Below are 12,122 nucleotides of genomic sequence, written 5' to 3' on the forward strand. Positions count from 1 at the left end.
TCGGAATAGGCCTGCCACAAACTCTCTTTTCTGCAGGCCTGCAGACACCGGGATGGAACAATGAAATCTTTTAAGTTTGGCCTTTTGGCCGCAACAGCACTTATTGCCACGCCGGCATTGTCCGCAGCGCCGGGGGATGTTTTGTCGACCTATGGCGACATTGCCCAGCAGAAATACGCTGACTCACTTGAAACCGCCAAGACGTTGAAAAGCGCAATCGATCAATTGATTGCAGAGCCGACCGAAGCAAATCTGGAAGCTGCCCGTACTGCGTGGATCGAGGCCCGCAATCCGTATCAGCAGACCGAAGCCTATCGGTTTGGCAACGCCATCGTCGACGATTGGGAAGGCAAGGTAAACGCCTGGCCATTGGATGAAGGCCTGATCGACTACGTCGATGCGTCCTATGGTGATGAGTCTGAAGAGAATGATTTTTACGCCGCGAATGTCATCGCAAATCCGACCCTGAAAGTCGGTGGTGAAACTGTCGATGCGACTGAGATCACTGCCGATCTTTTGGCCAACACACTCCAGGAAGCTGGTGAAGTGGAGGCCAATGTTGCCACCGGATATCACGCGATCGAATTCCTGCTTTGGGGCCAGGACCTGAACGGAACCGACGCTGGAGCGGGCAGCCGGCCGGCAACCGATTTCGATACAGCAAACTGCACCGGCGACAATTGCGAGCGCCGTGTTCAGTATCTCAAGGCTGTCACCGATCTGTTGATCTCCGATTTGGAAGAAATGACAGCTGCTTGGGCTCCAGGTGGTGCCGCGCGCGAGGAGCTTGGCGGCAAGGGCGAAACTGGCGGACTGGCAACGATTTTGACCGGTATGGGGTCGCTTTCCTATGGCGAACTGGCCGGTGAACGGATGAAGCTTGGCTTGATGCTTCATGACCCGGAAGAAGAGCATGATTGTTTTTCCGACAACACGCACATGTCGCACTACAATGATGTGGTCGGGATCCGAAATGTCTATTTTGGTGAATACGCAAGCCCACTCGGCAACAATGTCTCCGGTGCTTCTCTGGCCGAACTTGTTGCGGAAAAAGACCCTGCGCTTGCGGAAGAAATGAAAACCAAGCTTGATGCAACGCTGGCCGCATTTGAGGCCATGAAGACCCGTGCTGAAGGCGGTGAAGCCTACGATCAGATGATCGGTGAGGGCAACGAGGAAGGCAACGCTGTCGTGCAGGCAGCTGTTGATGCGCTTGTTGACCAGACAACGTCCATCGAACGCGTGGTGAAGGTGCTTGAGCTTGATGAGATCGCCTTTGAAGGCTCAGACAGCCTGGACAATCCAGGCGCTGTCTTCGAATAAGTCTTAAGGTGTGCCAGGCGGTCGTTGAGCCGCCTGGTGCCGGCACCCGCGAATTGGGGCTCGCGGGCACAATCAGGATGCGAATAATGGGACTGGTCCCCAAACTGAGCGCCGCATTGGGCGCTGCTTCTGTTTTCTTGGTCATTGCATACCCGGCCTATGGCACCGGCGTCCTCACTTATCGAGACGACCTTACCGAAGCCGACCGGCAAAAGGCAGCACGCGTGCTTGGTCTGGCTACGGACTTCGAAAAAGCCGAATCCTTCGAACAGATGCAGGGAGGCGCGGGTACGTCGAAACGGCGACCGAGCAGAGATGCCTTCTCTCACTCCAACTCAAATCTCACATTTGACGAGCAGCATCTGTTCAAGGTCGGAAACGGGCTTTTCAAGAAACTTTGGGCTTCTTCGCCAGCCTCTACTCAGGCTTCCGACGGTTTGGGACCTCTCTATAATGCCAGATCGTGCCAGGGCTGCCACCTGAAGGACGGGCGCGGCCGTCCGCCTCGTCCGGGAGATGAGGCCGTATCGCTGTTTTTGAGATTGTCGATACCTCCGCAAGATGATGAACAGCGTCAGGCACTCACTGAGAAATTGCTTCTCTCCATTCCGGAGCCAACATATGGCGGACAGTTTCAGGCTTTCGCCGTGCCCGGTTTGTCCGGTGAAGGTAAGTTCGATATTGAATTTGAAGACATAGAGATATCACTGAATGGTGGTGAAACGGCCGTGCTGCAAAGGCCGATCTACAGGATCCGCGACCTCGGCTATGGCGACATGCATCCCGATACATTGATTTCGCCCAGGGTTGCTCCGCCGATGATTGGGCTCGGATTGTTGCAGGCGATCCACCCCGGAGCTATTGAAGCGCTTGCCGACCCGACTGATGAGGACGGAGACGGAATATCAGGAAAACTCAGTCAGGTGAGGGATCCGCAATCTGGTGAGTTGACCCTCGGCCGGTTCGGCTGGAAAGCCTCCAATCCGACAATTCGTGCCCAGACTGCCGGGGCGTTTGCCGGTGATATTGGCATCAGTACACCCGACAAGCCCGACAATTTCGGGGATTGTACCAAGGCTCAGACTTCGTGCAGGTCCATGCCGCATGGTGAACAGGCTCAGCTTGGTCCATCGGAAGCGCCGGACCCGGTTATGGAGCTCGTGACCTTCTATTCCGAAAACCTCGCAGTACCGGTAAGGCGGGATGTCGAGGATCCGGAAGTCCTCAAGGGCAAGGAAGTTTTTTATGCATCCGGGTGCACTGCTTGCCACCAGCCTAAATATGTCACCAGTCGACTTGCGGAAAATCCTGCTCACCGCTTTCAGCTGATCTGGCCATACACCGACCTGTTGCTTCATGACATGGGCCCAGACCTTGCCGATCACCGGCCCGTTGGAGACGCGACCGGCCGGGAGTGGCGCACGCCGCCGCTTTGGGGTATCGGTTTGACTGAAACGGTGAACAAACACACCCGGTTTTTGCATGACGGTCGCGCGCGCAATCTGCTTGAGGCGGTGTTGTGGCATGGTGGTGAGGCTGAGCAAGCGCGAAACAACGTTATCAACCTGTCGCCGGATGATCGCCGATATCTGATCAGGTTTTTGGAGTCCCTGTAATGCGCCTGATTGTAGCGATGGCCATCGTCCTGACTGCTTCGGCTTCGGCACTGGCGCAGGTCTATAAGCCAAATCTTGAAAATATGATCACCGGCTACATTCAGCCGGCTTTTCAAGAATTTGTCTCCTCTACCGAGAAACTGCCTGAGGCGGTCGAAACTGTCTGTCTCGATCCAAACGAAGTTGCTGGCCGCGAGTTCCAACAGGTGTTTTCCGAAACTGTTCATGACTTCGGGCGCATTCAATTCCTGCGCTTCGGGCCACTTCTTGATCAGGACAGGCTAAGCCGCCTGGCGTTTATTCCTGATCCTCGCGGCATCGGATCACGACAGCTTCGCAAGCTTTATGCGCAAAAGGACGAGGACGCTCTTGATGCCATTGGCCTTGCGAAGAAGAGTGTCGCGGTTCAGGGCCTGACAGCGCTGGAGCTGATCGCTTTTGACAAGTCTGGCAAGGTGCGACTGGGTAAACCGGACGATGACGCGGAATTTACGTGCGGCTATGCTCTCGCAATAGCAAAGAACACACACGCCATCGCAGTTGCCCTTGACGCGAGTTGGGCAAATCCGGACGGCTACACTGAAGCTTTGCTGACACCAGGTGGCAGCGATGCGCGGTTCAAGACTTCCAAAGAGGCTATGGAGTCCGTTTTCAATGCGTTGGTCACCGGTCTGATTGTTGTGCGCGATCAGGATCTTTTGCCTGCGCTCGGAACTTCTGAAGAGAAGGCCAAACCCCGGCGCTTTCCTTTTTCGCGTTCGGGCAATGGCGTCACGTTCTTGTCCAGTGAGTTGCAGGGGATTGAGCAGTCGATATCAAGCCTGAACTTGAAAAAACTGACGCCGCAGGATTTCACGTGGATTTTCGACACGCTGAACTTTGAGTTCGGAAATGCTCAGAAGATCCTGACGCAGCTGGACCCCCTTTGCGCTATTCGTTCAAAAAGGGGGACAGCTACAGGCTGGTCAGCGTCCTCGCCATAACTGTCAAGTCAATCAGGGACACCGTCGCTCTTGAGCTTGCCGGAGCGTTGGATCTTGCTGGAGGCTTCAATGCGCTTGACGGCGACTAGGCCGACGGCATTTTCCCGACGCCAGTTTTTGGCCGGACTTGGAAGCCTCGCCGCAACGCCGGTTTTTGCAAAATCAACGCTGGCAGAAAGCCTGATCAGTCGTCAGGCCAATGAGGGCGTCCCGCTCTTTGCCAGTGCCTTCCGAAAGTCTAACGGAACCTACGGAATTGGTATTCTGGATGACCTTGGTCAGGTACTGGCTGAAGTCTCCCTGCCGGGCAGAGGGCACGGGGTAGCAATTTCCCCGGACAAGTCCTGCTGGGTTGCATTTGCAAGACGACCCGGTGCATTTGCGGTCGTCATTCATCCTTTCGATCGTGTGGAACCTTATGTCCTGACCGCCTCCAAAGGCCGGCACTTTTATGGGCACGGGTGTTTTTCGGCCGACGGACGGTTGCTTTATTCGGTTGAGAACGACTTTGATGCGGCTCGGGGTGTTGTCGGTGTTTACGATATGAGTGCTGCCGAGCCAAAACGTATCGGAGAGCTCGATACGTTCGGGGTTGGCCCTCACGATATTCTGATGAGCGCCGATGGACGCGTGCTTATCGTCGCAAATGGTGGCATCGAAACCCATCCGGACAGGGCGCGCGAGAAGCTGAATCTCGATAGCATGGCGCCGTCGATCGTTTTTCTTGATGCTGAGACCGGCGATCTTCTGTCCTCGCAGACGCTTCCGCGCTCCCTGCACCAGGTTTCATTGCGTCATATGGCGATGGACGCTGCCGGAAGAGTGTGGGTTGGCGGCCAGTTCGAAGGGCCGGAAAGTGAAACGCCGCCGCTGGTCGTTGTTGTTGAACGGGACCAGCCGCCTCGCCCAACGGCAATCCCGACACCCGTTGCTGCCGGGCTTGAAAACTACATCGGTTCGGTGACCGCCAACAACGATGGCAGTGTGATCGCAACGTCTGCCCCGCGTGGTGATCAAACGCTTTTCTGGGACACGTCAACTTCAGCTTTCCTGGGGGCAAAACCCATTCCCGACGGGTGCGGTGTCGCACCGATCGATCAGGCCGGATTCCTGATTTCAGACGGCAATGGTGCGCTTTCTTATGTTGGTGAGCTTGACGCTCCAGCCGAAATAATCGCGCGGCCGCCAGGTTACTCCTGGGACAATCACATGTCTTCTATTTCCTAAATTCGCACCGAAATCAGGCCAATCGGCCTTGAAACCGCGACAATTCCTGCTTTTGTCAAATTCATCAGGCATGTTTGTTGCCGTATTGGTCTACATTGAGGCCGATTCGAGGAGATGAAAGGCACTTTAATGCGACGGCTTTTGATCGGACTGGGCAGCCTGGTATTCATGCTGGTGACCATCATATTGGTCGTACCACTGTTCCTGCCCAAGGATGAGATCAAGCGCCAGGTGGTTGAACAGGTGGACCAACGCCTTGGCTGGCGGGTTAGGCTGGATGGTCCTGTTTCCCTGTCGCTGTTCCCTGGGTTTTCGCTGGTTGCGGAGCAAATCGGCCTCTCCGGAGAAGCCGGTGCAGACGGCATTGAATTTGCCAAAGCCGAGCGTATGGAATTTGGCTTGGCCTGGGGCGGACTGCTGTCCGGCAACATACAGGTGACAGGCATTTCGCTGAATCAACCGGATATTTATCTCGAAATCGGACCAAACGGCACGACCAGCTGGGAACCGCGTCGCGCGTTGGCAGTTGAAGCTGATTCCGACAATCAGCAAGCCGCACCAAGAGTGGTTGAAGCGCCTGCGCAGACGGACGCAACCGCAGAGGCTGACGGCGGTGGTTCAGCACCTTCGGAGGGATATCTGAAAAGTATTGGTGTCGACAGCCTTGAGATCACCGGCGGGACGGTAACCTATAAAGATCTGTCCACGCCTGAGCCCATCAAGGTTACCGACCTGAACCTTTCTCTCAATGCTCCGGACCTGTCCGGTGTCGTTGACCTGAATTCCAGTTTTGTCTTCAACGAGATTCCGCTTGGGGTCGAAGGTTCCCTGACAAATCCGCTCGGACTGGTTTCAGGTGATCAGGTCCCGGTCAACCTCATTGTATCTTCCGCTGATAACAAGATCACGGTCGGAGGCGAGGCGGGTATCGAACCTGCACGCGCCGAGTTGGCGATTGAAGGGTCCGGACCTTCGCTCAAGGCCCTTGCCGCGCTCGTTGGTCAGGATCTGGCGACGGATCCCGGTGCCTTCAATATGGACGCCAAGGTTTCAGGCACAGAAGCTGCGGTTTCGTTGGCTGATCTGCACATTACGCTCGGTCAATTGTCGCTTGGAGGTGCCGCAGACGCGGACTTTTCCGGCCTTGTGCCGGAACTTTCCGGTCGGCTTGTGCTCAAGGATGGTTCGATTGCGGATCTTCTGTTGCTTTCCGGACAGGATTTGCCGGCAAGTGGAAAATTGAGTGCTGATCTTGCGTTTGACACGGTCGGTCTTACCGGCGAGGAGTTGGTGGCAGGGCTCGACATAAACGGATCGGTTTCGATTTCGGAGGGTGAAATCGGCGGTCTCGGCCTCGCGTCTGCCGTCGGCGGTGACCCGGAAGCAGATCGACTGACCAACCTTGCCATGGATGTTGAGATGCAGGGCCTGGAAAAGCCGATATCCCTCAGCGGTGCAATGACCTGGCGTGGTGAAGGCTTTACGCTTACCGGCAATGCTAATACGGCCAAACTTCTGGCCGGAGGCGAAGCGCCGGTCTCGGTGACGATAAAAGGCAATCGCGTTGGCGCGGGCTTTGACGGATGGGTTGCGCGTACGGGCGCAGTTGACGGCGCTGTTCGTCTGGACACTGCGGATCTGCGCGGCCTTATGGCCTGGATGGGACAGCCGATTGGTGCGGGAGGGGGCTCAAAACCTTCAAGGCATCCGGCATTTTCGGTGTTCAGGGCGAAACAATCACATTTGAGGAAACCCGTTTTACACTGGACAGCACTTCTGGCGAGGCAAATGGACGTATTGAACTTGCCGGCAAGCCGAAGGTGACTGCCCGCCTCGCATTAGGGGCGCTGGTTCTTGACCCATATCTCGGCGGCAGCGCGCAATCGGGCGGAAAGGCTTCTTCTTCCGGATCCTCAGGCGGCAACGGTGGCGGCAATAGCGGTGGTAACACTGGCAAAAATGGTGGGTGGAGCAACGAGCCGATCGATTTTTCCGGGTTGAGGGCTGTCGATGCGGACTTCAAGGTAACAACGCAGGAAATCCGATGGGACAAGATCAAGATCGATCAGTCTGCACTTTCCGCGACCATAGAGAACGGTCTCCTGACGGCAAACCTGGAAAATCTGTCGCTTTACAATGGCAAGGGAACCGGAACGGTCAAGCTCAACGGGTCTTCTGACACGCCTGATATCGCGGCGAAATTCGCACTGACCAGCCTCGATTCCTACCCCTTGTTGCGTGATGCGGCTGATTTCAGCTGGATTGAAGGCAAGGCGACCATCAATATGGATGTCACTTCCAAAGGGGCGAGTGAGCAGGCGCTTGTTCGAGGCCTGAACGGAACCGCGAGCTATCAATTCATGGATGGTGCGATCCGGGGGATCAACATTCCCAAAATGGTGCGTGGTCTTTCGATTGAAACCTTGCTGGGCTGGCAGGACAACGCGTCGGAAAAGACCGACTTCAGCTCACTCGGTGCAACCTTCCAGATCAACAATGGTGTTGCCAAGACCGAAGATCTGGCGATGGTGGGCCCGCTTTTGCGTATGACGGGCAAAGGCACAACCGATATGCCGAAACAAAGCCTTTCCTGGCGCGTTGAGCCGAAGATTGTCCCGACGCTGGAAGGACAAGCTCCTCAACCGCGCCGAAAGGGCGAAGACAAGAAAATGGCCGGCCTTGGCGTGCCCATCGTAATCGAAGGATCCTGGAACGATCCGCGGATCTATCCGGACATCAAAGGCATTCTGGAAAATCCGGAAGCTGCCTATAAGCAACTGCAGAAAACCGGTGGCGAGTTGATTTCCATCTTGCAAGGCAACAAGGAACCCTCGCAGGAACTGGTCGATGCAGCGAACAAGGTTATAGAACGGGCAACCGGCGGAAACACGCAAATCAATGTTCAAAAAGTCATTGAGGGTGATGTTGACGACGAAGAGGTTCTGAAAGCGGTAGAAGAAGGTTTCGGACTGCCTGCGGGCCTTCTTGGCAATGTTTTCGGCAAGCAGAAGAAAAACAACTAGTTTCCTGCTTGCCGGACTATTTGTCTCTTTTGGACGTGTCGTATTGCTCTGACACTTCGTAGTAAGTGTTGAAGCCGATGCGTTCTCTCAGATCTGCGAAACTCATGAGATCCGGTGAGCGATCCTGATCAAGTTTCAGGCGTTCCAATGTGCCGACCATTGCCTTCATCGCGCTGGCCATCAGCGTCAGCGGATAGGCGGCGATGGCATACCCGATTTCCTTCAAATCCTTGTGTGACAGGTCCGGCGTTTCGCCGCCTTCCACGATGTTGGCCATTTTGGGTCCCGGCAGCTCCCGGCAAATGGTTTCCATCTCCGAAACGGTTTTGGGTGCCTCGACGAAGAGAATGTCAGCTCCAAGTTCCTTGAACATGCGGGCTCTTTCAATGGCCTCACCAAGTTCATGTTCGTGGCGCGCGTCGGTGCGGGCCAGGATGAGAATGTCGGCTCCGTCCGCGCGGGCGTCGACGGCGGCCCGAATGCGATCATAAGCTTCCTGCCGCGATACAACGGCCTTTCCCGGCGTGTGGCCGCATCGCTTTGGCGCAAACTGATCCTCGATCATGACGGCTGCCGCGCCAGCCTTTGCAAAGCCGGTGACTGTCCGGCGAACATTCATGGCGTTTCCGTATCCTTCATCTCCGTCGGCTATCACCGGAATGGAAACGGCATCGGTAATATTTCGGGCCTGATCAAGTACTTCCGAATAAGACATCAAGCCGAGATCGGGTTGGCCGATCCGACTTGCAGAGGCGGCAAATCCCGACATGAATGTCAGATCGAAATCAGCCTGTTCGATCAGTTTCGCCGATAGTGCATCATAGCAGCAGGGCATCACGTGCAGCTTGTCCTGCGCCAGAAGCGTACGGAGGGTGTCGGCCGGAGATGGCATGGTTCGAACCTCAGAAATTAAAGGGTATATAAAGGGCCAGAGCCGGCCAGAAATAAAGGATGGCAACGCTGAACAGCATCAATCCCAGGAACGGCAGCACGCCGCGGGCGACCTCTGACAATTTGGATTTGGCGACCGACTGGATCACATAAAGATTGAGGCCGACAGGCGGCGTGATCAATGCGCACTCAACCATCACCACCATGTAGACGCCGAACCATATCGGGTCAAAACCAAGGATCAGTGCTGCCGGCAAGAGGACCGGTGTCATGATCAGAACCATGGACAGGGCTTCAAACACCAGACCCATGATCAGCAGGACAACCGAGACGACCAGGATAAAGGTCAGAGGGGTGTCGAAATTCTGGCTGATGAACATCGAAATGTCCTGGGGTATCCGATAGAGCGTGATCGCCTTGCCGAAGACTTTTGCGCCAGCCACGATCATCAGGATAGCCACGGTCGTTATCATGCTGTCGAAAATGGCTTCACGGAACGACAACCATGTTAAGCGCCGCATCGCGAGTGTAATCACAAGCGCACCGGCAAGGCCGATCGCCGCCGCTTCGGTCGGGGTTGCAGCGCCGATATAGATCACTCTGATCACATAAGCAGCCAACAGGACCGAGGGGAGTGCGCGCAGTGACGCCCAGAATCTCGTTTCCCAACCTGCCGCTGGGACCGCTTCAAATCCGCCGAACCAGCGCGCATAAATCATGGAGAAAACGATGAACAGCGTGAGCAGAAGAAGGCCCGGGCCTATCCCGGCGAGAAACAGCGAAATGACGGATTGCTCCGTGACGAAGCCATAAACGATCATCGGAATGGAAGGCGGGATGAGAATGCCAAGCGTGCCGCCGGCGGCCAACAATCCATAGACAAATCGTTTCTGATATCCGCGTTCGATCATTTCAGGGATGGCAACCGTGCCAATCGTCGCCGCGGTCGCCACGGACGAACCGGATATCGCGGCGAAGATGCCACAAGATATGATGGTCGCCACTGCCAGACCGCCCGGCCAATGTCCAACCCAGGCATGAACCGCTGCAAAGAGGTCCTTGCCGACCCCACCTTTCAACAGAATGTTGGACATCAACAGGAAAAGCGGTACGGCCAAAAGAATGAAGCCATCCAGCGTGGAGAGAATGGCTTGCGGAGCCATAAGCGGTGAAAAGTCGCCAAACAGAAGCAGAGCCAGTCCCAGCCCGCCGAGGGCAAAGGCAACCGGAACGCGGATCAGAAGAAGGCTGAAGAGAGCCGCAAGAATCAAAATCGTGGTCATGAAGGCGCATCCGCCCCAGGCATTGTGCCGCGCATCGCTTTCAAGACTTCCAACAAGGCTTGAACAAAAAGGAGGGCGAAGCCAACCGGGATTGCCAGTTCGGCAACCCATGTCGGCAAATCGAGCATGGACCCCGTGGTTCTGCCACGTTCAAAGGAATCCCAGAAAATGTCGCTACCGAACCAAGTGACAATTCCACTGAAAAGACCGACGGCCAACATCGACAAGCCGTAGCAAAGCCGTTTCCCGAAGGGTCCAAGGCGCTCCGTAATCGCATCAACAGCGATGTGACGACCGGATTGAAGCAGCCAGGGCATTGCCAGCATTGTTCCCCAGATCAGGCAAAGCTGCGAAAGCTCAGCAGCCCAGATCGTTGGCGCGATGAAGAGATATCGGGCGGCCACTTCATAGGTCAGCATCCCTCCGGCACAAAAGAACAAAAGTGCGGCGATCCACGCCAGGGCGCGCAGCAATGAAGAAAAGGCGGTCATGAAACCCTCAGGATGGGCGGCGGTCAGGCGCTGATCCGCGAAATCGGTTCTGGCGGATGGCAGTCACATGGAAGAACGAGCATGTGCGATGACCGGCGTAAAGCCGATCATCGCTTGAAACAGTCTCGTTTTGGCAAGGTCAGAGTTTTTTCGCAGCATCCATGACCTTTTGACCCAGATCACCGGTTTTCTCGATATAGGCCTCATAGACGGGTTCACTGACGGTTTTCCAGGCGGCAATTTCGTCCGCAGTGGGACGATAAACCGTCATGCCGTTTTCTTCGGCTGCCTTATAGGCGTCCGCCTCGATCTGAGACATGCGATCACGAACATCGTTTTCTGCCGTTAGCGCCGCAGCTTCCACAATCGCCTTGTGCTCATCCGACAGCCCGTTCCAGAAATCCGTGTTGACGACGACAATGAACTCAATGTCCGCATTGTTGGTGACGGTTATCGTGTCCATCACATCCCAGAGCTTTCTGGATTTCACACCGGAAACACCGGTCATGCCGATATCAACGGTGCCCCGCTGGTACGCAAGATATTGCTCTGAACCTGAGATCAGTGTCGGTGCTCCACCTGCAGCCTTGACGAAGTCGCCGAGGGTCTTGCCGAAAACGCGAACCTTTTTGCCCTTCATGTCTTCAGGTGTTTTGATCGGTGTTTCCTTGGACAGCATGATCGCGCCGCCATAGGCCTGCCACCACAGAACGGTCGACCCGGTGTCTTGAATAGCCTCATCCAATGGTCCACGAACAGCCGATCCGGGGGCGACAGCCGCGCGAACCTTGTCTTCAGTGTCGAACAGGAACGGCTGATAGAAGATGTCGACCGCCGGAACGTCTCCGACATACCGGGTGAGTGAGGCGACGCCCATCTCGATTGCACCGGATCCAACTGCCGCCGGGACTTCCTTGTCCTTGTAAAGCTGGGCGGAATCATAAATCTCGACCGCGATGTCGCCGTTTGAATTCTTTTCCACTTCCTCCTTGAAGAGGAGCAGGTTCTGGCCGAGATGGCTGGTGAGCGGCAACTGCAGTGAAATCCGCAATGTCGTGTCGGCTGCCAAAGCGGAGCCAGCAGAAAGACCAAGCGCAATTGCGGCGCCGAGCGCCCAATTCAATGTTTTCATGATTTCCTCCCAAATACGCCGGCCAGTCTGGCAAAGCTGCAATTTGGGGTCAATGAAATCTGTTCCGAACAATCGTTACGATAACTCAACAAACACTTGAGCCATTCAGTCAGTTCGGAAAACGGCGATGGTTTGGCCAAACACAAAAAACCA

10 protein-coding genes are annotated in these 12,122 nt (G+C 55.6%); 6 read left to right on the plus strand and 4 right to left on the minus strand.

What is annotated here, in order from left to right:
- Window positions 1–60 precede the first annotated feature (60 nt).
- The 6 genes from ACZ1HV_RS17260 to ACZ1HV_RS17285 all read left to right on the plus strand — a co-directional run bounded on the left by ACZ1HV_RS17260 (window position 61) and on the right by ACZ1HV_RS17285 (window position 8,172).
- A complete protein-coding gene (locus tag ACZ1HV_RS17260; protein ID WP_298817485.1) occupies window positions 61–1,323 on the plus strand; it encodes an imelysin family protein in 1,263 nt (420 codons plus the stop codon).
- Between the two features lie 86 nt (window positions 1,324–1,409).
- Window positions 1,410–2,939, plus strand: coding sequence for a di-heme oxidoreductase family protein (locus tag ACZ1HV_RS17265; protein WP_472715833.1), 1,530 nt, complete (start codon window positions 1,410–1,412; stop codon window positions 2,937–2,939).
- Window positions 2,939–3,922, plus strand: coding sequence for an imelysin family protein (locus ACZ1HV_RS17270; RefSeq protein WP_472715834.1), 984 nt, complete (start codon window positions 2,939–2,941; stop codon window positions 3,920–3,922). Before ACZ1HV_RS17265 ends, ACZ1HV_RS17270 begins: the two co-directional genes overlap by 1 nt.
- A 69-nt stretch (window positions 3,923–3,991) precedes the next feature.
- Window positions 3,992–5,149, plus strand: a complete 1,158-nt coding sequence (locus ACZ1HV_RS17275; protein WP_472715835.1) for a DUF1513 domain-containing protein — start codon at window positions 3,992–3,994, stop codon at window positions 5,147–5,149.
- A 129-nt stretch (window positions 5,150–5,278) separates the two neighbouring features.
- Window positions 5,279–6,973: an AsmA family protein gene (locus ACZ1HV_RS17280; RefSeq protein WP_472715836.1), complete on the plus strand. Its 1,695-nt coding sequence runs from the start codon at window positions 5,279–5,281 to the stop codon at window positions 6,971–6,973.
- Window positions 6,970–8,172 (plus strand): AsmA family protein, encoded by a 1,203-nt coding sequence (locus ACZ1HV_RS17285; RefSeq protein WP_472715837.1) that lies wholly within the window; start codon window positions 6,970–6,972, stop codon window positions 8,170–8,172. Before ACZ1HV_RS17280 ends, ACZ1HV_RS17285 begins: the two co-directional genes overlap by 4 nt.
- A 16-nt stretch (window positions 8,173–8,188) precedes the next feature.
- Here the strand turns inward: ACZ1HV_RS17285 and ACZ1HV_RS17290 are convergent, their stop codons facing one another.
- The 4 genes from ACZ1HV_RS17290 to ACZ1HV_RS17305 form a co-directional block, all read right to left on the minus strand.
- A complete protein-coding gene (locus ACZ1HV_RS17290; protein WP_472715838.1) occupies window positions 8,189–9,064 on the minus strand; it encodes an isocitrate lyase/PEP mutase family protein in 876 nt (291 codons plus the stop codon).
- 10 nt (window positions 9,065–9,074) lie between these two features.
- Complete coding sequence (locus tag ACZ1HV_RS17295) at window positions 9,075–10,346, minus strand: TRAP transporter large permease (protein WP_472715839.1); 1,272 nt, start codon at window positions 10,344–10,346, stop codon at window positions 9,075–9,077.
- Window positions 10,343–10,837, minus strand: coding sequence for a TRAP transporter small permease (locus ACZ1HV_RS17300; protein WP_472715840.1), 495 nt, complete (start codon window positions 10,835–10,837; stop codon window positions 10,343–10,345). Before ACZ1HV_RS17300 ends, ACZ1HV_RS17295 begins: the two co-directional genes overlap by 4 nt.
- Window positions 10,838–10,976: 139 nt before the next feature.
- A complete protein-coding gene (locus ACZ1HV_RS17305; protein WP_472715841.1) occupies window positions 10,977–11,969 on the minus strand; it encodes a TRAP transporter substrate-binding protein in 993 nt (330 codons plus the stop codon).
- Window positions 11,970–12,122: the final 153 nt, after the last annotated feature.

The organism is Roseibium sp. JB4-4, assembly GCF_055693425.1.

Excerpts from the sequence above, each read along its gene's own strand:
- ACZ1HV_RS17260 (WP_298817485.1), top strand. The coding sequence starts at position 61 with ATGAAATCTTTTAAGTTTGGCCTTTTGGCCGCAACAGCACTTATTGCC.
- ACZ1HV_RS17265 (WP_472715833.1), top strand. The coding sequence starts at position 1,410 with ATGGGACTGGTCCCCAAACTGAGCGCCGCATTGGGCGCTGCTTCTGTT.
- ACZ1HV_RS17270 (WP_472715834.1), top strand. The coding sequence starts at position 2,939 with ATGCGCCTGATTGTAGCGATGGCCATCGTCCTGACTGCTTCGGCTTCG.
- ACZ1HV_RS17275 (WP_472715835.1), top strand. The coding sequence starts at position 3,992 with ATGCGCTTGACGGCGACTAGGCCGACGGCATTTTCCCGACGCCAGTTT.
- ACZ1HV_RS17280 (WP_472715836.1), top strand. The coding sequence starts at position 5,279 with ATGCGACGGCTTTTGATCGGACTGGGCAGCCTGGTATTCATGCTGGTG.
- ACZ1HV_RS17290 (WP_472715838.1), bottom strand. The coding sequence starts at position 9,064 with ATGCCATCTCCGGCCGACACCCTCCGTACGCTTCTGGCGCAGGACAAG.
- ACZ1HV_RS17295 (WP_472715839.1), bottom strand. The coding sequence starts at position 10,346 with ATGACCACGATTTTGATTCTTGCGGCTCTCTTCAGCCTTCTTCTGATC.
- ACZ1HV_RS17300 (WP_472715840.1), bottom strand. The coding sequence starts at position 10,837 with ATGACCGCCTTTTCTTCATTGCTGCGCGCCCTGGCGTGGATCGCCGCA.
- ACZ1HV_RS17305 (WP_472715841.1), bottom strand. The coding sequence starts at position 11,969 with ATGAAAACATTGAATTGGGCGCTCGGCGCCGCAATTGCGCTTGGTCTT.